14 protein-coding genes are annotated in these 26866 nt (G+C 39.1%); 12 read left to right on the plus strand and 2 right to left on the minus strand.

What is annotated here, in order from left to right:
* The 7 genes from G7092_RS05090 (at position 1) to G7092_RS05120 (ending at position 11022) form a co-directional block, all read left to right on the plus strand.
* Positions 1 to 2166: a GumC family protein gene (locus tag G7092_RS05090; protein ID WP_166086845.1), complete on the plus strand. Its 2166-nt coding sequence runs from the start codon at positions 1 to 3 to the stop codon at positions 2164 to 2166.
* A gap of 203 nt (positions 2167 to 2369) precedes the next feature.
* Positions 2370 to 3890, plus strand: a complete 1521-nt coding sequence (locus tag G7092_RS05095; RefSeq protein WP_166086847.1) for an O-antigen ligase family protein — start codon at positions 2370 to 2372, stop codon at positions 3888 to 3890.
* Positions 3891 to 3894: 4 nt separating this feature from the next.
* A complete protein-coding gene (locus G7092_RS30880; protein WP_166086849.1) occupies positions 3895 to 4509 on the plus strand; it encodes an acyltransferase in 615 nt (204 codons plus the stop codon).
* 10 nt (positions 4510 to 4519) lie between these two features.
* Positions 4520 to 5866, plus strand: coding sequence for an oligosaccharide flippase family protein (locus G7092_RS05105; protein WP_166086851.1), 1347 nt, complete (start codon positions 4520 to 4522; stop codon positions 5864 to 5866).
* A 2-nt stretch (positions 5867 to 5868) separates the two neighbouring features.
* Positions 5869 to 7077, plus strand: coding sequence for a glycosyltransferase (locus G7092_RS05110; protein WP_166086853.1), 1209 nt, complete (start codon positions 5869 to 5871; stop codon positions 7075 to 7077).
* Between the two features lie 38 nt (positions 7078 to 7115).
* Positions 7116 to 8303 carry a glycosyltransferase family 2 protein gene (locus tag G7092_RS05115; protein ID WP_166086856.1) on the plus strand — a complete coding sequence of 396 codons (1188 nt, stop codon included), beginning with the start codon at positions 7116 to 7118 and terminating at the stop codon, positions 8301 to 8303.
* 61 nt (positions 8304 to 8364) lie between these two features.
* Positions 8365 to 11022, plus strand: coding sequence for a non-ribosomal peptide synthetase (locus G7092_RS05120; RefSeq protein WP_166086858.1), 2658 nt, complete (start codon positions 8365 to 8367; stop codon positions 11020 to 11022).
* 47 nt (positions 11023 to 11069) lie between these two features.
* Here the strand turns inward: G7092_RS05120 and G7092_RS05125 are convergent, their stop codons facing one another.
* Positions 11070 to 12209 carry an acyltransferase family protein gene (locus G7092_RS05125; RefSeq protein ID WP_166086860.1) on the minus strand — a complete coding sequence of 380 codons (1140 nt, stop codon included), beginning with the start codon at positions 12207 to 12209 and terminating at the stop codon, positions 11070 to 11072.
* A gap of 225 nt (positions 12210 to 12434) precedes the next feature.
* Here G7092_RS05125 and G7092_RS05130 point away from each other — a divergent pair, with 225 nt between their 5' ends.
* From G7092_RS05130 to G7092_RS05150, 5 genes are all read left to right on the plus strand, one after another.
* Entirely contained in the window at positions 12435 to 13358 is a 924-nt protein-coding gene (locus tag G7092_RS05130) for a glycosyltransferase family 2 protein (protein WP_166086862.1), read from the plus strand.
* The gene (locus G7092_RS05135; RefSeq protein ID WP_166086864.1) at positions 13355 to 14527 is read left to right on the plus strand and encodes a glycosyltransferase family 2 protein; all 1173 of its coding nucleotides are present in this window, start codon (positions 13355 to 13357) and stop codon (positions 14525 to 14527) included. The genes G7092_RS05130 and G7092_RS05135 overlap by 4 nt, the downstream gene beginning before the upstream one ends.
* 206 nt (positions 14528 to 14733) lie before the next feature.
* On the plus strand, positions 14734 to 21348 hold the full coding sequence (locus tag G7092_RS05140; RefSeq protein ID WP_166086866.1) for a polyketide synthase: 6615 nt from the start codon (positions 14734 to 14736) through the stop codon (positions 21346 to 21348).
* Position 21349: 1 nt separating this feature from the next.
* Complete coding sequence (locus G7092_RS05145) at positions 21350 to 25378, plus strand: non-ribosomal peptide synthetase (protein ID WP_166086868.1); 4029 nt, start codon at positions 21350 to 21352, stop codon at positions 25376 to 25378.
* An 8-nt stretch (positions 25379 to 25386) separates the two neighbouring features.
* On the plus strand, positions 25387 to 26160 hold the full coding sequence (locus tag G7092_RS05150; protein ID WP_166086870.1) for a 4'-phosphopantetheinyl transferase family protein: 774 nt from the start codon (positions 25387 to 25389) through the stop codon (positions 26158 to 26160).
* Here G7092_RS05150 and G7092_RS05155 read toward each other — a convergent pair.
* Positions 26131 to 26856 carry a glycosyltransferase family 2 protein gene (locus G7092_RS05155; RefSeq protein WP_166086872.1) on the minus strand — a complete coding sequence of 242 codons (726 nt, stop codon included), beginning with the start codon at positions 26854 to 26856 and terminating at the stop codon, positions 26131 to 26133. The genes G7092_RS05150 and G7092_RS05155 overlap by 30 nt on opposite strands.
* Positions 26857 to 26866 lie beyond the last annotated feature (10 nt).

The following is a 26866-nucleotide window of genomic DNA, read 5'->3' on the forward strand; positions in this document are numbered from 1 at the left end:
ATGGAGATCGCTAAGTTTTTTAAACTTCTACGTAAATATAGAAACACACTCATTATCATTCCGTTGGTAACGGTAATTGGTTCATTTTTTCTTGTTAAGAATTTACCTAACAATTATATATCCCATGCCCAAATAGCAACCGGTATAGTTGATGCTTCCAGGCACCTGCTGGATAAAGAGGATAACGTAAATGCCCAGGAACAGCAGGTCTTCCGCGAGTTTAGCAACCTGATAGCTATTATGAAACTAAAGAAACTGATCAATCAGGTTTCTTACCAGCTCATGATTCATGATTTGAGCAGCCCTACCCCATTTCGTAAATTCAGTAAGGAATTATTGGCATTGCATCCTTATGAACGCGATAGGGCCTTGGTGCTATTTAAAAATAAATTTCAAAGCATGCAGCCTCTATCTCTTTATGATAAAGAAGAAGATATGCTAAATGACATACTTATATCCATGAAGTATGATGAGCGTTCCATCATGAAAGAACTTACCATTGCACGTGATGAAGACAGTGATTTTATTTCGGTAAGCTTTGATTCAGAAAATCCGCAATTATCAGCTTTTATAGTTAATACATTATGTAACCAGTTTATAGCTTATTACACCCAAAATGTAAGGCAAAATGAAACTAATGCAGTGAATTTCTTATCTAAGCTATTGGAAGAGAAAAAGAACGCTTTAAGTAAAAAAACGGAAGAACTGCAAAAGTATAAGATACAAAATGGTGTACTAAGCCTTGATGAGCAATCTAAAGCCATTTTTGGCCAGATCATGGTTTATAACGACAAAAAGTTACAGGCTGAAAAAGACATTATTTCTTATGACGGCGCCATTAATGCCATCAATAGCAAATTTCAACCAGGCGACAGAAAATATGTAGAAGCCTCAGTTAGTAAATATAATCAGGCCATTACTACAACTCAGGATCAGCTTCACATCCTGGAGGACAGATATGTACGCAGCGGGTTTAATCCCCGTTACAAAAACACGATAGATTCTGTTCAAAATGTTCTTACCGGCCAGATAAATCAATCATCAGATAAATACGTTACCAACCCATTGGTAGCAAAGGACGACCTGATCCACCAAAAATTAACTCTGGAAATATCAAGGGATCTTGCCAAATACAGCGTAAAATCAATTGATAAGGAATTGGCTAGTTTGAATGGCAAATTTTCACGCCTGGTTCCTTTTGACGCCACTGTAAAAACTTATGATTTTGATATTGATATTGCCGGCAAGGAATATCTCGACGTTTTAAACAGATATAACGAAACCAATTTAAAGTCTAATTTTTCTATCAATCTGCGACAGGTTGAAGTTGCTACACCCGATGTTGCTCAGCCATCCAAAAAAATACTGCTGATTGCGCTTAGTGTTATATTAAGTGTGTTTGCCTGTTTGTTTGTGTTATTTGTATTGTTTTACCTGGATAGAAGCATTCAGGATCCATCAGATTTGGTTAATAAAACACAATTACCCTTATTGGGCTACCTCAATCGTATCAAGGGTGAAAACCTCGATCTGAAAAAACTTTGGGATGTAGAACATCGTGATAAGATGAAGCAATTTAAAGAATTGATCAGATCAGTACGATTTGAAATTGATCAGGAATTGCAGGGTGAGAAAGTTATTGCCGTAACCAGTTTAAATGCTACCGAGGGAAAAACGTTATTAGCCATTAGCCTGGCCTATTCTTACTCCATGATCAACAAAAAGGTATTATTGATTGATGGCAATTTCGATAACCCTACCATTAGTAAAACAGCGTTGCCGGGTGTTTATGTTGAAGATTATTTTAAAAACAATCCACTTAATGCACAGGTAGTGAACAGCAGCACAACTACCGTATTGGGAAATCATGGCGGGGATATTACCTTATTTGAAATTGGAGACGAGGCTTTTATAAAAAGCCGCCTTGATGACTTTAGATCAAAGTACGACATTATTATTATTGATACAGCTCCATTAACCGCTTTAAATAAATCAAAAGAATGGTTATTGTTCGCCAATAAAACCCTTGCAGTTTTTGAATCGGGGAAAAGTATCACCAACAGCCAAAAACCTGATATAGCTTATCTGCGTAGCCTTAATAATAAATTTGCGGGCTGGGTACTTAACAAAACTGATTTCAATCAAAAAAAAGAATCAGCATCGTAAACTAAGGACTTTCGACTGGTGTTAATATTGATTTAAAACTACATTATTATGAGGTTGGAACCCAAGAAACAGGAACTTGACCCATTTGAAAATTTAAGTCCCCTGCAAAAAAAATCACGCAAAGCTGCTGTCGTTGTCGCTTTTATCGGAACATTTGTTTGGGTAGTTAAAATTTTATTTTTTTAAAACCATAATAACAGCAAATGCTGAACAATGTCAACAATAGTACTGAAACAAAGCCATCACTTTGGAAAAGCATATTAATACAAAAGCTATCCAACAAAGTGGTGATATTGTTATTGTTGTTGGCTTCGTTATTCTTTAGTTATATCGTGTTTAAATTCGGGATAATTGGGGGGAGTATAGTTTTAACATTGCTCGTTGGCATTCCTATACTATATGGCATTGTAGCCTATCCTAAATTCGGAATAACAATCCTCATAATCGCCTCATTTTTTATAAACTATTTTTCGGAGATGGTTCCGGAAATAGCTCCTATAGGTACGCTGCTTGATGCCATAACGTATTTATTGATTCTGGGATTTTTTATCAAACAAAAGAGAGAACATGATTGGTCGCGCTTTAAAAACCCAATTAGTTATATTATTTTAATCTGGCTGGCATATAATTTCCTGGAAGTAGTTAACCCCTGGGCTACGTCAAGGCTTGCCTGGGTATATACAGTACGTACGGTTGGTTTTATTATGATGATGTACTTTGTATTTGTATATCACATCAGATCTGTTGATTTTATAAAGTTTCTGTTAAAGCTATGGCTTGCTTTTTCCTGTATTGCAGCTATTTCAGCGTTTCAACAGGAAAACATTGGTTTTTTTTGGTTTGAAAAAGATTATCTGTACGCAGACCCTTTACGCGTAAGCTTGCTTTTCATTAACGGGCATATGCGTAAGTTTGGCATTTTCCCCGACCCTGTTACTTTTTCATATAACATGGTAGTTGCGGCCTTGCTTTGCATCGCTTTAATTATGGGTAACCATAGTTTGCGTAAAAAAATAGCCTTAGGTTTCATGGCGGCATTTTTCCTTTTTGTGATGCTTTATTCAGGCACCAGGGCCGCTTATGTGCTTGTTCCGGCATCTCTACTGATGCTTGCCGTATTAAATTTCAATAAAAAGGTGATGCTATTTGCCGTAACAGCAGGTTTAATGCTTGGCTTTTTAATTGTAATGCCTACTTCAAACCCATTGATCAAACGGTTCCAGACTGCTTTTAATCCTTCTGACGACCCATCATACAACGTAAGGGCAGAGAATCAAAAACGGATAAAACCCTACATTTTAGCACATCCTATCGGTGGCGGACTGGGTTCTGTAGGTGTTTGGGGACGACGGTTTTCACCAAATTCTGAATTATCAAAATTCCCTCCGGATAGTGGTTATGTACGTGTAGCAGTTGAAATGGGCTGGATTGGACTGATTCTTTTTTGCACACTAATATATATTGCCCTTTATAACGGCATTAATTATTACTACAGAATAAAAAACCCGGAGCTCAAAAACTATTGTATGGCTATGATATTGATCATTTTTGCTTTCAACGTGGGTAATTTTCCGCAGCAGGCATTAGTACAATATCCAAGTAACGTCTTGTTTTATTTGGCCATAGCTATCATCGTAGCCTGTATGCGTTTGGACAATGAAGAACAGGCAAAGATTATGGCTCAACCTCTTGCAAATGAACATAAATTACAAAAATGGAGTTAGGTAAATGGCGCTAGTATCAACAATAAAATCAAACCCTGGTTTAAAGCGTTTCGTGCACTGGTTAGTTGTACGTAGCGGCGAAGCTAAACCCAGATTATGGGTGCGTTGGTTTGTCAATCCATTTTTTCATAAACGGGGTAAAAAGTCGGTTGTGAGGTTTAAAGCTCGGATGGATATATTTCCTTTCAACAAATTCGCCCTGGGTAGCAACAGTATTGTTGAAGATTTGGCTACTATTAATAACGGTGTTGGTGATGTTATTATTGGCAATAATTGTGGCATTGGTATTGGTAACGTATTGATAGGTCCGGTGAATTTGGGCAATTACGTTATGCTTGCTCAAAACATTGTGCTTTCAGGTCTTAATCATGGGTATGAAGATGTCACCACGCCCCCACGTTTGCAAAAAGTAACCACCAAACAGATCACTATTCATGACAATGTTTGGATAGGCGCCAATAGTGTGGTAACAGCCGGTGTTACTATTGGCAAACATGCCATTATTGGGGCCGGCAGTGTAGTTACTAAAGATATACCAGAATATAGTGTTGCAGTTGGTAATCCGGCAAGAGTGATTAAAAGATATAATTTCACAACCAACAGCTGGGAAAAAGCGTAACAACTGATACATGAGCTTTTTAAAAAAAGTTATTAATAAGCACACACTTTCCTTAGCCAGTAACGCTATTATGCCGGTATTGGGGATGGCCATCTTATCGCTGATGGCCCGTTATCTTTCCAAGGCAGATTTTGGCGATTACATCTTTTTCCTGATCGTATTTACCCTGGCCGATACCTTTCGTACCGGCTTTATGCAAACATCTCTCATTAAGTTTTATGCAGGTACTGATAAAACACGGGCAGCTAACATAGCAGGCTCAGCCTGGTACCTGGGTTTTATGATTGTATTGGCATTTGGTATAGGTAATTTGCTGATGTACTTTTTCTACTTCGGTAATAATCCGAATATGTTTATGATCATCAAATGGTTCAGTGCGATATTTTTTTGTACACTACCTGCAGCCATAGCCATGTGGATACTGCAGGCAGAAGAACGCTTTGATAAACTATTCCTGTTACAGCTGATAAACCAGGGAGGTTTTTTTGTACTGATACTGCTGTTGATTATTTTTCACCAGGCAAGTTTTCAAAATGCCTTATATAGTTATCTTATTAACAATATAGTAAGCAGTATAATTACCATTATTATAGGCTGGTCAAAAGTAAAAACCATCAGTAGCAAAAGCTGGGCATCTATCAAAGAGTTGGCTCATTTTGGTAAGTTCAGTGTCGGTACCTCTATCAGTTCCTATCTGTTGCGAAGCTCGGATACCTTTATTATTAAGATGATGTTTCCATCTGAGTTGCTGGCTGTGTACTATATTCCTCAGCGTCTTATGGAGATATTTGAGATACCACTCAGGGCTTTTATAGCTACGGCCCTACCCGTAATGTCTGCAGCCGTCCACCGCGAGGATAAAAGATATGTATCTTATATCATGAAAAAGTATGCAGGTATGCTCACCATTGCCCTGATACCTATTGCCATAGTTTCATTTATAGCTGCCGATTTGATCATAGGGTTACTTTTTGGGGGTAAATACCAACATTCTGATGCTGGTAATATCTTTCGTATATTCATGTGCTTTGTAATGCTGCTGCCTATCGACAGATTTTTTGGAATTACACTCGATATCATCGGCAAGCCACAGCTAAACATGATCAAGGTATTTATTATGTTGACGGTAAATGTAATTGGTGATTTTGCCGGTATATTCATCTTCCATAATCTTTATGGCGTGGCTATTGCTTCTATATTCACCTTTTTTTCGGGGGCGATATTCGGTTACTGGGCTCTTAAAAAACATCTGGAATTTAAGATCGGAGACATATTTAAGCTGGGATATATCGAACTCATGGAGCTATTAGGTTTACTGTATCAAAAGCTACGAAAGAAGGAGTTGAAGCAAGACTAATCATGGAGTTGAAAAACAGGCATATTATTATATTTTCGCAAATGCAGTTTGATGGCCGCCTGGAGTCAACTAACTATACTATGGCCAAACATCTGGCTAAAGACAATTATGTATATTATGTAGACCGCCCTTTTACCTGGAAGGATTATATCAAGTTTAGAGATTCCAAAGAGTACAAGATACGTAAGCCGCATTTTTTTTCATCGACCAACAGTTATATTCAAACCGATATTCCGAATCTTAAAATTATCATTTCTCCTCCGGTGCCATCCATTAACATGCTACCCGAAGGTGTATTTTATCGGGCGGCAGTCAAATTCAATGAGGGTATTGTAGCCAAAAGGCTCAAGAAGGTAATTAAGCATCTGAATATCAAAGATTATATCTACATCAATTCCTATAACTACACCTACCCTACTTTTCATCAACTGATAAAACCGGTATTAACGGTTTATCATTGCGTTGATCCCTTGGTTGAAGAGTATCAGATCAGGCATGGATTGATATCAGAAGATATTGTTGTAAAAAGTGTCGACCTGGTTATCTGTACCAGCAAACAGTTAAGAGACAGCAAGAAAAAGTTAAACAGTAATTCCTTTTTTATTCCAAACGCCGCAAACATCACTCACAGCCAAAAAGCACTTGATCCGCAATTACCGGTAGCTGCTATTTTAGCAGACATCAAAAAACCGGTAATCGGTTATTTCGGAAATATAGAACGACGTATTGATTATGATCTGCTATCTGAATTATTACAACAAAATCAAGATAAGAACTTTGTTTTTGTAGGGCCTATTGACATCGATTATTTAGACCATCCCGTTTTCAAGGCGCCGAATATATCACTAAAGGGAGCAGTACCTTATGAGGAAATGCCTGCAGTTTTAAAGGGCTTTGATGTAGCTATTATTCCCTTTAAAAAAGACGATGTGAGTAATGCGATATTTCCATTAAAGCTATTCGAGTACCTGGGATCAGGCCGACCAGTAGTATCAACTGACTTTAATATCGACCTGCGCGAATTTACAGGAGATACGGTAAACTATTGTAGCAGCGTAGCTGAGTTTTCGGAAGCTTTGAATACAGCACTAAATGACACCGCCGATCTGCAGCAAAAAAGACTTGCGGTAGCTGCTGAAAATACTTGGGAGCACCGGATTTTAGAAATCGAAAACTTGTTGGCATTAAATTTAGATAGAGTATCTAAATAGTTAAATTTATAATATAACACTTCATAGATAATACACACATGGATATTATAAAACTAATAGCAACAGTAATTATGGATGTGCTTTTTATATACCTGGGTATATACTGCATTTATCTATTTATTTTCTCAGTCGCGGGGAAATTAATACCCATTAAGCAGCCTCCGGTTGCTTCTTCGTTAAGTCGGTTTGTAATTTATATCTGTGCTTATAAAGAAGATGAGATATTATTAAACTCTGCCGCAAGTGCCTTAACTATTGATTATCCTAAAGATCTGTTTCATGTTTGTATTATAGCAGACTCGCTAAAACCTGAAACCATTGAAAAATTAAAGCAAATGCCTTTGCAGGTATTGGAAGTTTTTTTTGAGAATAGCACTAAATCGAAAGCCCTAAATAAGGCTATCGAAAACACAGCCGACGGTTTTGACGCAGCCATTGTTTTTGATATCGACAACGTAGCTGCACCCGACTATCTGCACCAGATTAATAACTGGTTACAAGCTGGAGAAAAGGTAATACAAGGCCACAGGGTTGCCAAAAACTCCAATACATCAGTAGCTGTGCTTGATGGCATCAGCGAAGAGGTTAACAATCACATTTTCAGGAAGTCGCAATGGGTATTTAAATTATCGGCAGCTATAATTGGCTCCGGAATGGCGCTGGAATACAAGCTTTTCAAAGATACTATGAGTAAAATAGATGCCGTAGGTGGTTTTGACAAGGAGATGGGTTTGATACTTACCAGGCAAAAGATCAGCGTGGCTTATGCAGAAAATGCTTTAGTTTATGATGAAAAAGTAAGTAATCCTGAAGTATTTAAAAAGCAACGAAAAAGATGGCTATCAGCCCAGTTCAATCTGCTGCGTAAGTACGGCAGCAGTGGATTTGGTCAGCTGTTTTTACATGGCAACTTCGATTACTTTAATGAGATATATCAAATGTCCATATTACCCCGGGTATTGATGTTGGGTCTGATGCCTTTTATGCTTTTGATTTCCTTATTGCTTCCAGGCATAGGTCCGCATTGGTATTTGTGGCTTATCGCTACATGCTGCTGTTATATTGGTATTGTTGTTGCTATACCCAGAGAGTACTTTAACAAGCAATTATTTAAAGCGGCCTTAAAGCTGCCAATGATATTTTTCACTATGCTATTGTTACTATTTAAATTAAAAGGTGCCAATAAAAAATTTATACACACACCTCACGATCATACTGCCGCTTAATTACGTATATAACACTTGAAGTTGATTATTAACCGGATAAAAAATTAAATGTCTCACCACGATGGCTGTTCCAGTAAATACAGACGCTATAAATACACTAAACAATACCCAGGCTCACTATCCGAAGGATAAGGCACTTCATCATCTTATTGCTGACCGGGCTGCACAGATACCAGATCAAGTAGCGGTGGTGTTTGAAAATCGTTCACTTACTTTTAAACAGGTAAATGAGGCAGCAAATAAGCTAGCCGCGCATTTACTTACCTTCCATATACAAACCGGCGATATCATTGGTTTATCAATTGATCGTTCACCTGAAATGGTTATCGCATTGCTGGCTATTCTTAAAACCGGAGCTGCTTATGTGCCACTTGATCCTGAATATCCTAAGGACAGGGTAGAATTCATGATGGAAGATTCAGCTGCCAAAATACTGCTCACTTCTCAAAAATTTAAAGGTCATTTTGTTTCTGTAGCACAGGAGGTTTTGATAGAAGACGCCATAGCTAAGTTTGATAGCTACAGCGCCAATGAGCCCGAAACCATAGTTACCGGAGATGACCTCGCTTATGTTTTGTTTACATCAGGCTCAACAGGCAAACCTAAAGGCGTGCAGATTAAACATCATAACCTGGTAAACTTTCTGCTCAGCATGCAAAAAGAACCCGGGCTGAAAGCTGGCGACAACCTGCTTGCCGTTACAACTGTCTCATTTGATATCGCCGGACTTGAAATGTTTTTGCCATTGTTAACTGGCGCTAAACTCATTATTACTGATGCCATCACTGCAAAAGATGGCCGGGCGTTGATCGATCTGGTTGCTGACCATAAGATAACCGTAATGCAGGCTACGCCTTATACCTGGCGGGTAATGTTAGAGGCCGGCTGGGAAACCAAGTTCCCGCTACGAATACTTTGCGGCGGCGAAGCTCTTCCAAAGGATCTGATCAATAAGCTCCTTGCCCGTTGTTCTGAACTCTGGAACATGTATGGCCCTACAGAAACCACAGTATGGTCAACCGTAAAACAGATTACTAATGATGAGGATATTTCGATAGGTAAACCTATTGATAACACCCAGGTATATATCCTAGATGAAAAGTTGAACAACTTTACAGATGGCACCGTTGGCGAAATATATATTGGTGGCGATGGTGTGGCCAAAGGTTATTTAAAACGACCAGAACTTACAAACGAGCGTTTCGTTGATGATATATTTTCGGGTATTCCTGGCAGCAAAATGTATCGTACTGGTGATTTAGGTAAAATACGTGAAGACGGAGAGATTGTTTGTCTCGGCCGAATTGATCACCAGGTGAAAGTTCGTGGTTATCGCATTGAGCTGGAAGAAATAGAACAAAACCTTTTAAAACAAGACAATGTAAAACAGGCGGTGGTTATTGCCCGCGAAGACACACCTGGTAACCCGCGATTGGTAGGGTATGTGATCATCAACGAGCAAAAAAACGACAGTGATCTGCGGGCCCAATTTGATACCTGGCAACGGGGTTTGCTGGAAGTATTACCAGAATATATGGTTCCTGATGACTTTGTGATCATGGAAACTATACCCATCACCCCCAATGGCAAAATCGATCGCAAGGCCCTACCCAAGCCAAACTATAGTAATATACAACGTACCGGCGAAATAGTAGCTCCGCGCACCAGTAACGAAAAACTGGTAGCCGATATCTGGAAAGAACTCATGGGCTTGGAAACCATTAGTATTTTTGATAATTTCTTTGAACTGGGTGGCCGCTCTCTGGTAGCCGTCAAGATCATGGCCCGCCTGAAACAGGAAACTGGTAAGCGCCTGCCACTAGCTACGCTTTTTGAACATTCTACGGTAGAAAAACTGGCTGCCCGGCTCGAGGTTGATGCCACTTCTATCACCTGGGAATCATTAGTGCCGATAAAACCCAATGGTTCAAAGATGCCGCTTTACATCGTACATGGCGCAGGCTTAAACGTATTATTATTTAATGCGCTGGCCATGAATATGGACGCAGAACAACCTGTTTATGGTCTTCAAGCCAAGGGACTTAATGGTATTGACGAACCATTGGATGTAATGGAGGAGATAGCGGCTAATTATATTGCTGAAATCGTTGCCAAAAATCCGGATGGCCCCTATGCACTCGCCGGCTACTCTTTAGGTGGCATCATTGCCTACGAAATGGCGAATCAACTCATGACCGCGGGCAAAGAGGTTAAAATGCTGGCCATGTTTGATACTTATGCAGACCTGTCGACTGTTAATGATCCGCTCTTGAAAAAGGTTTTTAATAAAGTAACATTGGTTTTAAAACAGATTGGCTACAGCCTGGTATTACTTGCTGAGGATCCCAAACGTACCATCGAATACAAAAGCCTGATCCTTAAACGAAAGATAATCAAACTTTTCTGGAAATTATCTCCTGGAAAAGATGAGAAAAAAGAGGGCTTTTTTGCTTATGATAATGAGATAGACGAAGCAAGTGAAAAAGCTTTGCGCAATTATATCTTAAAACCATTGCCTATTGCCATTGAATTATTCAGGGCAAAAAAACGTACTTTTTATATGGCAGATTTTAAATTTTTAGGATGGCAACCATTTGCACAAAAAGGTGTTCATGTACACGAAATACCCGGCGAGCATAATACCATATTTGCTCCACCAAATGATAAGGAATTTGCCGTAGTACTGCAAAACTGTCTTGATCAGGTATCAAAAAATTAAACTTCTTTATACTATTAACTGATCTGTTACCCGGTGATATTAATTTATTACTGGGTAATTTTTTGGAACCGTTTTTTAATCCTTAAGAACGGCTTTTCGTAACCGTAATAAGAAGCTGAAGCCAGGGCGATAGTCCCCCCTATTGTTGCCACATAAATTATTATATTTTCGGCAAACGCTCCTCTGGATGACAAATAATTTTTAACCAGATACAGGATCAGGAACAATACAAACTTGTGTAACAGATATATTCCATAGGAAATCTGACCAATATAATCCAGATATCGATGATTTAATGAATAGATACTTGTTTTAGCTTCGCAAAGGTTTACAATGAGCAACGATGACATAAACGCAATCAAAATATCTCCGTGAGGGATATCATAATTAATATACAACCCGAGATAAGTAACATAAGTAACCAATAATAAGGCTTGGAACCACCTTTTAAAGATCACATCAAATAACGCCTGAAATTTGAAATTAAAATCCGGATGTTTGGTATTATAGTAAATAACCGCAACTACCGCTCCTATCATCATGTTATCATATCGGGCGTAGTACAAAACTAAATGCAGGGTCTGATAAATAGGATTTTCACCAGCCAATTTCCCAAATACCAGCTGAATTGTTATAATAAGAACAATAAAAAGCAACATAGCATAGAGGATGTGCTGCAGCTTTTTAATCCTGAAAAAGTGTGGGTGAAAAATATAAAATTGCTCTTCTGTACCAATTGACCATATGGGATCCATAATAGCCGGTAACAAATTCAAACAAAAAGCAAGATTAGGTAAAAATAACACCGAAAGCCATAATGCTGTGTTTGACCCACCCGGGTAAATAAAAAAGCCAAACAAAACTACCAGGAAGTATAAAGGCCATATCCTCAAAAGCCTACGCATATAAAATGCTTTAAAATTAACCGTTTTAAAGTTTTTCTTTTCTTCCAGTAATAAGTAGGTTATTAAAAAGCCACTTAATGAAAAGAAAACGGTTACACCTATCTTTCCTAAGTTAAGCACGTTAAAATGTGGAATACGGGATATATTAAAATTAACCTTATGTAATTCAATATGTGCTATAACTACCATCAGTGCAGCCAAAGCCCTGATCCCATTTAAATTGGGGAAATGTAATTTGGGGTGATTTTTACTCAATGAAACTGGTTTCGTTCCATCATCCATAGCTATTCTATATTATAATTTTAACTTTTAGATAATCTTTTCCGATTAAGAAACAACAGGTTAAATACTTCTGTATCAACAATGATAACTACAGACATATATCCATATTACAGATCATTAAATAATGCCGGCAACGGTTTGTATTACACGTTTAACATTGCTATGGCTTAACTTTTGTTTATATTAACTCGTAAAACATACCACACCTGGTGCTAAACATTGTGCATGAAAAAAGTTTCTATTGTTACTGTAAATTTTAATCAGTCGGTTGTTACTGAAGATTTGCTCGAATCAATAGAAAAGTTGAACAGTTACAAAAACATACAAATTATTGTAGTTGATAATGCAAGTATAGCAAATCCCCTACCAGAGTGGTCTTTAAAATATCCACAGGTAATTTTTATACGTTCAGAAGCTAACCTGGGTTTTGCAGGCGGAAACAATCTGGGTATAAAACAGGCAACCGGCGATTATCTTTTCCTGGTTAATAACGATACTGAATTTACTCCCGGATTGGTGGAAAAATTAGTTCAGGTAATGGATGCTAATCCAGAAATAGGCATGATATCACCCATGATCAAATACTACAGCGATAAGCAACTCATACAATATGCCGGTTATACACCCATGAATTATTATACCTGTCGTAATAGCTGCATTGGGCTAAAACAAAAAGACGTAGGTCAGTATGATCATATTACAGGCCCTACCGCCTACTGTCATGGCGCCGCTATGATGATCAGGAAAGATGCAATTGACAAGGCTGGATTAATGAACGAGAATTTTTTTCTATATTATGAAGAGGTAGATTGGTGCGAGCGTATTATTAAAGCCGGATACAAGGCCTGGGTTTGTACCGAGGCGCTGATCTATCATAAAGAATCGGTTTCTGTAGGTAAAAAAAGTAAACTAAAAGAGTATTTTATGAATCGAAATCGGATACTCTTTATACGCAGGAATGCACCTTTTGGCAAAATGCTGATCTTTTATATTTACTTTTTATTTCTTGTGGTGCCCCGCAATTTAATGGCTTACCTTAAATCTGGGAACCGCAATTTTATACCTATGCTTTTTAAGGCTATTTGGTGGAATTTTACCCATTCAAAAAACAGTAACAATTTAGGCTATCCTATTAACACCATTAAATGAAAATTACATTACTCCTAAGTCTGATCATTGTATTTTACACCTTTGCCGGTTATGGGATACTTTTATATTTTATCATTCGTGTTAAAAGGGTATTCAAGGGTATTAAAACAGTTGCAGAAGATCTGGATAATTTGCCGACATGCACACTGGTGGTTGCTGCTTATAACGAAGAGAGCTTTATGAAGGATAAAATAGCTAACACGCTTTCGTTAAATTATCCTACCCAAAAACTAAATCTCCTTTTTATAACAGATGGTTCATCTGATAATACACCAAACATCATATCGCAGTACCCACAAATCCAATTAATGCATCAGCCACAGCGGGCCGGTAAAATAGCGGCTATACACCGCGCAATGGAGTTTGTACATACCGATGCTGTTGTATTTACCGATGCCAATACTTTTTTAAATAAAGACGCTTTAATAAAAATATGCCGGCATTATAGTGATGCCACAGTTGGGGCTGTGGCCGGGGAAAAACGTGTACACTTTGATGAAAATGCAGATGCAAGCGCTGCCGGTGAAGGCTTCTATTGGAAATACGAATCAGCTTTAAAAAAATGGGATTCCGAGCTTTATTCTGTTGTTGGTGCAGCCGGGGAGCTATTTAGTGTGAGACGATCACTTTACCAACCCGTTTCTGCGGATACCGTACTGGACGACTTTATGATATCTATGCTCATAGCCAAAAAAGGATACCGTATTGTATATGAACCAGAGGCTTATGCCACTGAAACAGCATCTGAAAACGTATCAGAAGAATTAAAAAGAAAGATCAGAATAGCCGCCGGAGGCATGCAATCTATTTTGCGTTTAAAAAGTTTATTTAATCCTTTTCTATACCCTGTACTTTCATTTCAATATATCAGCCACCGTGTTTTACGATGGACGATAACTCCTTTTTTACTGATATTGTCATTCGTATTAAATATCATATTAGCACTTGAACCCGAAGCAACCGGTTACCAAGTACTTTTATTGGCTCAAATATTGTTTTATATATTGGCGCTGTTAGGCTTTATCATGGAAAAGAAGCAACTACGAATAAAAATACTATTTATACCGTACTATTTTTGCGTGATGAATTATGCAGTTCTGGCTGGCATTATCAGGTATTTTACCAGTAAACAAAGTGCGGTTTGGGAAAAGGCCCAGCGTAAACAATAGTTAACATTTAAGCATAAGTTTAATATCAGCCTCTAAACGGGTTAAATTATTATCACTGCTGATTTTAATTAATTTTATTTCTTTAAATTAAAATATTAAAACATATAAAATCGCTACCTTGAACTGGTTTAAAGTTCCTGCAAATAACTTTAAAAACCATTAATAAATGGTCTGTGACCGGCGCAGATAGCTATCCTTGTCAACTCATGAATAATAATATCGGCAAAGCATCGACAGAGGGTACGGATCATATTTCTCTGATACATCAATTATTTGGGCGTCAGCTAAACAAAACACCTGATGCCACAGCCATTGTTCATAACGGCGAAAGTATTACCTATGCACGCTTAAATCAGCTATCAAATAATTTAGCAGCTGTAATTTTAGCGCAAACTTCAGTTTCAGGAATAATTGGTGTTAGCAACCACCGTTGTATAGAAACCATCATTAGTGTACTAGCCATACTTAAAGCAGGTAAAGCCTACTTACCTCTTGATGCCGATTACCCTAAAGACAGACTCGAGCAAATCATAGCAGACTCCGGCATCGACACTTGCCTAATTACTCAAGCACAGGAATCTTTTTTCAAGGAGTTATCTGTTAATATCCTATTAAGTGATATAATTTACGCTGAAGTAGATTCCTTACCTGCTATCGAAACGGCAGCAGGTGCCTATGTATTATATACCTCCGGATCAACCGGTAAACCCAAAGGCGTGTTGATGGGCCATGTCGCATTAGTAAACCTGTTACTATGGCAAAAGGATAATTCGACTTTAACAACAGGCAGCCGTACTTTACAATTTGCGCCGCTTACTTTTGATGTATCTTTCCAGGAAATTTTTTCTACACTAACCACAGGTGGTACACTGGTACTTGTAAACGACGAACTGCGGATTGACCCGGTTCAATTACTAGGATATATTGAGTCGAATTTCGTAAACCGTATTTTTTTACCGTTTGTAGTATTGCAGTATTTAACAGAAGCTGCTATTGCCAATAATCTTGTCCCCGCTTCCTTACAGGAAATCATGACTGCTGGGGAGCAGTTGAAAATAACCCCACAGATCGTCAATTTTTTTAAGGCATTACCGGGCTGTGTACTATATAATCAATATGGCCCCACAGAAACGCATGTAGTAACACAATTAAAGCTAAACGGAGACACTTCCCTATGGCCATTTTTACCAACCATTGGAAGCCCTATCTATAATACAGACATTATTATACTTGATGAAGAGCTGCATAGTTTGCCTAAAGGTGAAATTGGTGAACTCTGCGTTGCTGGTACCAGTTTGGCGGAAGGTTATTTAAATAAACCAGAGCTAACAACAGAAAAATTCATTAGCTGGCAAGAAAAAGAGCACCAAGCCACCCGCATTTACCGCACCGGCGACCTGGCCCGTTATCTGCCCGATGGCAATATTGAATACCTGGGCAGAAGAGATACCCAGGTTAAGATCAGGGGAAACCGGGTTGAACTTGGCGAAATAGAGATATTACTAAACCAATTGGAAAATATCAGGCAAGCTGTAGTAATTGCAGAGGAAGATGCTACCGGTCAAAAACGGTTATTAGCTTACCTCGTTGCATCTGGTGAATTGCCAAATACAGACAAAGTCCGCCAGCATCTGGAGAAGCATCTGCCCGATTTTATGCTTCCTTCTGCTTATATGTGGTTAAATGAACTACCCAAAACCACCAGTGGTAAAGTGGATCGCAAAGCGTTACCCAAAAACAATTTGCAAAGGCCCGAACTTTCTACATTGTATAAAGCACCATCCACATCAATAGAAAAAAATATCACCTCTGTTTGGTCAAGCCTGCTGCAATTAGATAAGATCGGTTTAGATGATGATTTTTTTCAGCTTGGCGGTAATTCTTTACTGGCTCTAAAAACAATAGCCGTATTAAAGCAACAATATAATTATACCATTGCAGTAACCAAGCTTTACCAATATCCTACCGTAGCTGGTTTAACAAGCTTGTTGAGCGGGACAAATAAGGCTACATCACTCCCTATACGTAAGAAAAAAAAGGATGGTAATACCAATCGGGATGTAGCGATCATAGGTATGGCAGGCAGGTTTCCGGGAGCTAATACAATAGATGAATTTTGGGAGCTATTAGTCGAAGGACGGGAAACAATCAGCTTTTTTGGTATTGATGAATTAGATAAAAGTATTCCATCCTATATTAAAAATAATCCGTCTTATGTAAGGGCTCGGGGTATTATTGATGGAGCCGATGAGTTCGATGCTGAATTTTTTGGTTTCAATCCCCGCTCGGCAGAATTGATGGATCCCCAACACCGCGTGTTTTTAGAAATAGCCTGGGAGGTATTGGAAAAAACCGGGCATCTGCCGCAAAAATATTCGGGTAGTATTGGTGTCTTTGCAGGATGCGGATACAATACCTACTACGACAATAATGTTTTAACCAACCCTGATATACTAGAAAAGACAGGTCATTTTCAGGTACGGTTATTAAATGAAAAAGATTATATAGCTACGCGTACCGCCTATCAGTTAAATTTACAAGGCCCTGCGGTAGCAGTTTATGCAGCTTGCTCTACATCATTATTAGCAGTAGCACAAGCAGTAAACAGTATACGCGATGGGCATTGTGGTGTAGCTATTGCCGGTGCAGCTTCTATCACTTCACCGATAAAAAGCGGGCACCTGTACGAGGAAGGATCGATCATGAGCAGTGATGGTCATTGCCGCCCCTTTGACGCTCAGGCAACAGGTACCGTTTTTAGTGATGGCGCTGGTGTTGTTTTATTAAAAAACCTGGAAGATGCCTTGCACGACGGCGATACCATTTACGGCGTTATAAAAGGTGTTGGTATTAATAATGATGGCGCTGTAAAAAGTAGTTTCAGTGGCCCAAGCGCGCAAGGGCAGGCAGGTGCTATCGCCATGGCTATAGACGATGCGGGAGTCGAGGCCTCTACTATCAGTTACATAGAAGCTCATGGAACAGCCACTCCTATTGGCGATCCTATTGAAATAGAAGGTTTAAATCTTGCTTTTGGTGATCAGGATAAAAAACAGTTTTGTGCTATTGGCTCCATAAAAAGTAATATGGGCCATCTTACATCGGCTTCGGGCGTAGCTGGACTTATCAAAACGGTATTAGCCATTCGCAATAAGCAAATACTACCATCATTATTTTATCAGCACATCAACCCTAATATTAATATTGAGGAAACTCCTTTTTATATAAATACAGAACTAAAACCATGGGAGACTAACGATATCAGGCGTGCCGGTGTAAGTTCATTTGGGGTAGGTGGCACCAATGTTCATGTAGTTGTGGAGGATTTCTTAACTGAGCCAGAATCTGCAGGAATGGACAAGCCCTGGAAACTACTCTGCTGGTCGGCAAAAACTGAAAGTAGCCTTAATCAGTATGCTCAAAAACTGGGCAAATATATTTCACAACACCCATTTGTTGATTTGAATGATGTTGCCTATACCCTGCAAACTACAAGAGTAGGATTTAATTTCCGAAGATTCGTATTGGTTGCCAATAATGAGGAACTGCTGGATAAATTAAACACTTTCCAGAAGGAAACTTCAACTTTTAAAGATCTTAAAAAGGATATCAGTGGTGTTACATTTATGTTTCCGGGGCAAGGCTCGCAGTACCCGGAAATGGGCATGGATCTTTATCAAAATGAGCCTGTTTTTGCTAATGCGGTAAACGAGTGTATAACCCTATTACAAGGCACTATCCACGAAAACCTGTTACAAATCATGTATCCCGAATTACCGGATAGTGAGTTGTACGAAAAAATAAAACAGACCATAAATGCCCAACCTGCCATATTCATATTGGAATATGCTATGGCCAAATTATGGATGAGTTGGGGTATACAACCCGAAGTATTAATTGGTCATAGTATTGGTGAATTTGTGGCTGCGCATTTAGCAGGGATATTTAGTCTTAAAGATGCGTTGATATTGATATCTGAAAGGGCAAGGTTAGTAAACGGCGTATCGAAAGGCAGTATGTTATCTGTAAGATTGCCAGCTGATCAACTCGGTGAGCTATTGCCAGAAGGCTTATCTATAGCTGCCATTAACAGCTATAAATTATGCGTTGTAGCAGGACCGGATAAGCTGATCAATAAATTTTCTGATGATTTATCTGAAAAAGGTATTCCAAGTCGTTTATTGGTAACCAGCCATGCCTTCCATTCATCCATGATAGATGAGGTTATTGCCCCATTTGAAACAGTAGTAAGATCAATAAAATTAAATACACCTGTAAAACCATTGATATCTACCGTTACTGGTAACTGGATGACTGAGGCAGAAGCTACGGATCCAAATTATTGGGCGCAACATCTGCGCAAAACTGTTCGCTTTGCCGATGGTTTAGATACTTTATTAGAAGATGAAAACAGGCTTTTCCTGGAAGTTGGCCCGGGAAATATATTAGCTACATTAACCCGTCAGCATACTACAGGCAAAAATGTTGCTATCATATCAGGATTTGAAAAAACAGAAAACTTAAACGAAAGTTATTCTTTACTTAAAGCTCAGGGGCAGCTTTGGTTAAACGGAATAGAACTCAACTGGAACGCTGTTTATCAAGGTCAAAACAGAAAAACGATTGATCTGCCAACTTATGCATTTGATCATAAACAACACTGGCTTGAACCAGCTACTATTATCAACAAATCTGAAGCAGCAGCCAATGCTTTTGTACAACAAAACACTATCACACAAACTACACCGATGAGAAAAGATATTTTGATTAATAAACTAAAAAAAATATTTGAAGATGCGGCAGGTATCGAAATCGACGCGGCCAATATCGGATTGAATTTTATTGAAATAGGATTTGATTCTCTTTCACTAACACAAATTGCAACTAATCTTAAAAAAACATTTAATATACCTGTTACTTTCAGAAAGCTATTTGAGGAGTATAACAGTTTAAACTTGCTGGCATCATATCTCGATGCAAATTTGCCTGCCGATGTGTTGAAACCAGAAACTGTTACTCCTGTGACTGTACAACAATCATTTACTCCACAACCAGTAAATAATGGCGCAGCAAATAACGATCTGATTATTGGGTTGATATCACAGCAACTACAGTTGCTTACCAATCAATTGGCACTTATACAAAACGGTGGTAGTATCCAACCATCTGCTTCTATTCAAATTCAAAGTCATAGTACACCTCCCCTAACTCTTGTAAAACCACAGCCGGTAACGTATGAACTTACCCCCGAAGAACAGGTAGAGTTAAAAAAACCTTTTGGTGCAACCGCACGCATTGAGAAACAAACACTGGAACTAAATGATAAGCAGGCCGCGTTTTTAAAAGATCTCACTGCCCTGTACAATGCCAAAACGGGAACCAGCAAAGCTCAAACACAAAAAGACCGTCCATATATGGCCGATCCGCGCGTAGTTAGTGGTTTCAGGCCTTTAACTAAAGAGCTTGTATACCCTTTAGTTGTTAATCGCTCAAAAGGTAGCCGCGTATGGGATATCGACGGCAATGAATATATTGATGCTTTAAATGGTTTTGGGTCAAACTTTTTGGGTTATCAAACAGATTACTTAAAAAAAGCAGTTCTTGAACAAGTTGAAAAAGGTTATGAAATAGGTCCGCAGCATGAATTGGCTGGCGAAGTTTGTAAATTAATTACCGAGTTTACCAATTTTGACCGAGCTGCGCTTTGCAATACGGGCTCTGAAGCGGTACTTGGTGCCATGCGTATAGCACGTACAGTTACAGGGCGTTCGCTTATTGTGGCTTTTAGTGGGTCTTATCATGGCATTAACGACGAGGTTATTGTACGTGGAACCAAAAAATTAAAAACTGTACCAGCCGCACCGGGCATTATGCCCGAAGTAGTGCAAAACATGCTAATACTGGATTATGGCACCGAAGAATCCTTAAAAATAATAGCCGAACGGGCTCATGAACTGGCAGCCGTATTAGTAGAACCTGTGCAAAGTAGAAGACCGGAGTTTCAGCCGATATCTTTTTTAAAGAAAGTACGGGAGATAACCCAACAATCAGAAACCGTTTTAATCTTCGACGAAGTAATTACGGGTTTCCGGATGCATCCGGGTGGCGCCCAATCCTTGTTTGGGATCAAGGCTGATCTTGGTACTTACGGAAAAGTAATTGGTGGCGGGATGCCCATCGGTGCGATAGCAGGCATCAGCAAGTATATGGATGCATTAGATGGCGGTAACTGGCAATATGGTGATGATTCAGCACCAGAAGCTGGTGTCACCTACTTTGCTGGTACATTTGTTCGACATCCGTTAGCATTAGCAGCTGGCCGGACTTCGCTGTTATACATGAAGGAAAAAGGCCCTGCACTTCAGGAAGAGCTTAATGCCCGCACTAAAAGATTAGCAGATGCCTTAAATACTATTTGCGAGCAATATACCATTCCATTGTATATACCGTACTTCGGCTCATTGTGGAAGATAAAATTCAAATACGAACTCGCTTATGGGGAACTACTGTTTACCCTCATGCGCCTAAAAGGTATTCATATCTGGGATCTTTTCCCTTGCTTTTTAACTGCATCGCATACGGACGAAGAGGTAAACGAGATTATTAGCAAATTCGGCGAAAGCGTTGCCGAACTCATAGAAGCTGGATTTATGCCTTCAGAAAAAACACAGCAAGCCAGCGTTACGCAAAATGGATTAGCCACAAGCCCTCCTGTTGCCGGCGCAAAACTTGGACGGGATAAAGATGGAAATCCTGGCTGGTTTATCAGCGATGAAAATAATCCAGGAAAGTATTTACAAGTAAAAATTAGCAACAACTGATTTGGACATCACTTACACATACGATACCATTCCGGTTGAATTTGATCCTTTTGCCGGACCCGAATTGCTAAATTTGGCTCATCCTACGGAATCACAGCTGGAAATATGGACATCATGCCTTATTGGTAGCGATGAAGCCAACTGTGCTTACAATGAATCTTTTTCGCTATCCTTTTCAGGTATCCTTAATCAGGATGCCATGCTCCGTGCACTTCAGGATCTTGCTAATCGGCATGAGGCACTCCGGTCCTGCTTCAGTGCCGACGGTAAATATATCTGCATTTATAAAGAGTTAATCCTCGAAATCAATTATCGGGATATTGCTGACCGTTCGACCGAAGAACAACAGGGTTTTATTGAAGATCAAAATAAACAAAACGCATTAACGCCTTTTAACCTGGTAACCGGACCTCTTTTTAAAACTACGCTGATTAAGCTAGCCAACGACAAGTATCTTTTAACCTTCATCGCGCATCACATCATTTGTGACGGGTGGTCGATAGGCATTATGATGCAGGATTTGGGTAAACTCTATAATGCGTATATCAATAATGAACTTCCGAAACTACCACCAGCTCCCCTTTTTAGTAATTACGCCGAAGAACAGTTAGCATTTGAGCAAACTCCGGAATATAGAAATACCGAAACTTATTGGCTCCAACAATTCAATGGCAGCGATCATACACTAAACATCCCTACCGATCTGCCGCGCCCTGGCCTACGTACCTACAAAAGTCGTCGTGATGATTTTAGTCTGGACAGTAAGTTGGCTTCCTCGCTCAAGCAGCTGGCTAAAAACAACAGCAGTAGCTTTGTTACCACTTTATTGGCATCATTTGAAATATTTCTGCAACGTTTGACCGGTCAGGAGGAAATCATTTTGGGTTTACCAGCCGCCGGGCAGTCAGCTACAGGCAATTTCGGATTAGTGGGCCATTGTGTTAACCTGCTTGCGCTAAGAAGTTATCCTAAGGGAGAACTTTCATTCAAGAGCTATTTAAAGCAACGTACTTCAACCATTTTAGATGCGTATGAGCATCAACAGTACACTTTTGGAAGCTTGCTCAAAAACTTAAATATTGCCAGAGATGCTTCCCGAATTCCCTTGGTACCAGTAATGTTTAATATTGACATGGGGCTTGACGATGATGTAAAGTTTGACGGCCTGCAGCATCAGTTGATAAGCAACCCACGCGAATATGAAAACTTTGAAATATTTGTAAATATATCTGGCCGGGACGAATCGCTCACGCTGGAATGGTCATACAATACCCGGTTATTCAAATCATCAACCATTCGTAACATGATGGATGATTTTGAATTTTTGTTAAAGCAGTTAGTAAAAAATCCGGATGTACTGATTGGCCATATTCCCCTTAAAAACTCTGAGGAACTTATCAATCGGCTAAATACCTGGAATAACACATTGGCTGTTTATCCAAAAGATAAGGGCCTGCATCAATTAATTAGTAAACAATCACAAAAATCTGGTGATCAGATAGCTATAAAGTTTGCTAATAAATCACTCAGCTACAAAAAATTGAATGAAAAGGCCAATCAACTGGCGGCACTACTCATTAATGAAGGCGTTAAGAAAGGCGACAAAGTAGCATTTGTACTTGATCGTTCGGAACAACTGGTTGTGATCATGTTAGGTATCATGAAAACCGGTGCGATATATGTTCCTGTCGATCCTCAATTTCCTTTAAACCGCATCAATCACATGCTGACCGATTCTGGTGCCGTTTTGCTTATTACATCCAAAGATTATAAAGAACGCTACCAATCATCCGCAAAAGAGTTACTGATCGATAATATATGGCCCCTGCTCAATCAATATCCGGTAACAGATGTCGAAATCGCCGTAAATGGTGATGACCTGGTTTATATACTATATACCTCTGGTTCAACGGGATTGCCCAAGGGTGTACAGATAGCTCATCACAACCTGATTAACTTTTTGTATAGTATGCAAAAAGCACCGGGTATTACCGCAGCAGATAAACTACTGGCAGTAACTACCGTAAGTTTTGACATATCGGGCCTGGAATTATTTTTACCGTTGATCAGCGGCGCTCAAGTAATTATAGCCAATAGTGCAGAAGCTAAAGATGGTCGCGCTTTGCTTGATATCATCAGGAAAGAAAGTGTTACCATAATGCAGGCCACCCCCTATACCTGGCGCATTATGATTGAGGCCGGCTGGGATAATTCGACCTCACTAAAAGTTATTTGTGGCGGCGAAGCATTACCAAAGGAGCTGGCCGAAAAAATAAACACAAGGGCAGAAAGCCTGTGGAATATATACGGTCCTACAGAAACTACCATATGGTCAACTGTAAAACAAATTAAGGTAGATGATGACATTATCACTATTGGTCGCCCTATTAATAATACAGCGATTTATATTTTAGATAAGTATCTGAATCCACTACCCGCTGGATTGGCTGGGGAGATATACATTGGTGGCGATGGTGTTGCCAAGGGTTATCTAAATCAGCCTGCATTAACCGCTGAAAAATTCATTATTGATCCATTTTCCAATACGCCGGGTAATAAAATGTACCGAACCGGGGATATGGGGAAATTCCTGGAAAATGGAGAAATAGAATGTCTTGGTCGTATTGATTCGCAGATAAAAATACGTGGTTACCGGATTGAGACCGGCGAAATCGAGTATCATCTGGTTAATCAATACAATATTAAAGAAGCCGTAGTTTTGGCTCAACCAGATAGCAATGGCATTAATAAGCTGGTTGCTTACCTGGTTGTGGGTGATGAATTCAAAGCCGAATTTGAAGCAGATCAAATAAAGGGCTGGAAAATGGCATTAAAAACAGGGTTGCCCGATTATATGGTACCTGATAACCTGACCATTATTCCAGCCATGCCATTAACCCCTAATGGTAAGATAGATAAAAAAGCGTTGGCTAATAAACATAACAAACTGGCCGAAAGCGTTCGTTTGTTTATTGCTCCCCGAACAGATGTAGAAAAATTGGTAGCTGATATATGGTCGGAATTTCTGGGAATCAAAAACATAGGAATTTACGATAACTTTTTTGAGTTAGGCGGTCATTCACTTATTGCCGTGCAGGTAATGACCCGCATTGAAAAGCTCACAGGTAAGCGCCTGCCCCTTGCTACCCTTTTTGAAAATTCTACGGTTGAAAAACTGGCATTGATGTTAGAGATGGACGGCAAATCTATCGTATGGGATTCGCTGGTACCAATTAAACCCTCGGGTAATAAAATGCCATTATATATTGTACACGGGGCCGGACTTAATGTTTTATTATTCAATACCCTGGCATCAGGCATGGATGCAGATCAACCTGTATATGGCTTGCAGGCTAAGGGACTTAATGGTATTGATGAACCCTTAAGTAATATTGTGGATATAGCGGCGCATTATAATGCAGCTATCATGGCACAAAATCCAACCGGGCCTTACGCGCTTGCTGGTTATTCATTCGGCGGCATTATTGCTTTTGAAATGGCTAAACAATTTGAGGAACAAGGCAAACAGGTAAAAATGCTGGCTATGTTTGATACATACGCTTATCGCTCTCCCTACTTTGATCCATGGCTGACTACGCAGATAAAAAGAGGTAAGTTTTTTGCCCGTAAACTATCGTACAATCTTACATTTCCAAATGGTTTTGTGAATACTATGGTACACACCGGTAAGGTTACTAAACGTGGATTAACCAAAGTATTCTGGAAGCTATTCAAAGACGAAAAGCAGGAAGGTTTTTTTGGTTACGCTAATAAAATTGACGAAATGAACGTACTTGCCGAAAAACATTATAAATTAGAGGCCCGAAATATTGCTATTGAATTATTCAGAGCCGAGGATCGTACTTTTTACCTGGACGATTTTGAATACCTTGGCTGGAAACCGTATGCATTAAAAGGAGTTAACGTTCATCAAATACCAGGTGGGCATAATTCTATTTTTAAAGCACCCAATGATAAAATATTTGCAAGCATATTACAAAACTGCCTAAACAAAGTCGCCCCAAAATAACCATACTTATGTGTTTAATTAAAGTTCATATCAAATATCAGGATGACATTAATTGGCAAAACGGGGCGCATTGTGACTATAAATTAAAAGATGGACAGGTTGATGTCTGGCGTATCCGAATCAGTTCTAACCTGGTATTTATTGATGATTTTTTTAAAGTACTGTTACCCGATGAAATAATAAGGGCTAATCGTTATGTGCAAAAAAAAGACAAGCTCCGGTTTGTGGTAAGTCGTGGTGCATTGCGTTGCTTATTAAGTAAATATACCAACCAACCTCCCACCACAATTAAATTTGTAATCAGCGCAAATAAAAAACCCCATATACATCAACAAAATTTAAAGTATAATGTATCACATGCCGGTGATTGGGTTTTAATTGCCATATCAAACACCGAAGTGGGTGTTGATACCGAAGAAATAGATCACTCCTTTAGTTATAAGGAGATCCTCGCTGATTATTTCAGTAAAGATGAGATCAATTACATTGCTCATCAGGGCTCCAGTAATAGTTTTTTTTTACTTTGGACACGTAAAGAAGCCTTAACCAAGGCAACAGCCATTGGTTTAGACAATAACCTGAAACATATCCCCAGTTTAAACGGCGATCATGAATTAGACGGTGGCATATTAGCCTCATGTGGTAATTGGAAAATGAACAGTTTTAAAACCGACGAAAATAATATGGCAAGCCTGGCTACCGAAATAACAGCCGGGCATACGATGTACTGGGATGTTAACTTCGAGAATTTTTTACCGGGCTTTAAACAATCCGTACTTTAGTATACAGAATATCGCCCTTACCCCATCTTTCCATCCTATTTTTTTTCCCTCTTCGTAAGTACGACCATAATAAGATATACCAACTTCATATATCCTGATCTTAGGAATGCGCGATACTTTTATGGTAACCTCCGGCTCAAAGCCAAAACGTTTTTCGGTAAGCGAAATACCCTGTATCATTTGGGTGTTAAATAACTTATAACAGGTTTCCATATCCGTAAGGTTTAAGTTGGAAAACATATTAGAAGCGAACGTAAGCCATCTGTTACCTATCGTGTGCCAGAAAAACAATATCCGGTGTGGGTTACTCCCCATAAACCTTGAACCATAAACAACATCAGCAAAACCAGAAACTACCGGTTTTAACAAGTCATTATACTCCGCCGGATCATATTCAAGATCAGCATCCTGAATAATAAGGTACTCTCCAGTCGCCTTTGATATACCGGTATGCAATGCGGCCCCTTTGCCTTTGTTTACCTCATGCTTAAAATATTGTATATTAAGGTCTGGATTGGTTTGCTGATAGCTGGCTATGGCCAGCTCGGTATTGTCTTTTGAACAATCATTCACAATAATAATCTCTTTCTGGATATCATTTATAAGGTTTACCTCTTTAATTTTATCCAAAATCAAATGTATCGTGTTACCTTCGTTATAAGCAGGGATGATAATTGATAATTTTTGTAATGTCATTATTGTTTTT

Source organism: Mucilaginibacter inviolabilis (assembly GCF_011089895.1).
GTDB classification, from domain to species: Bacteria; Bacteroidota; Bacteroidia; order Sphingobacteriales; family Sphingobacteriaceae; genus Mucilaginibacter; species Mucilaginibacter inviolabilis.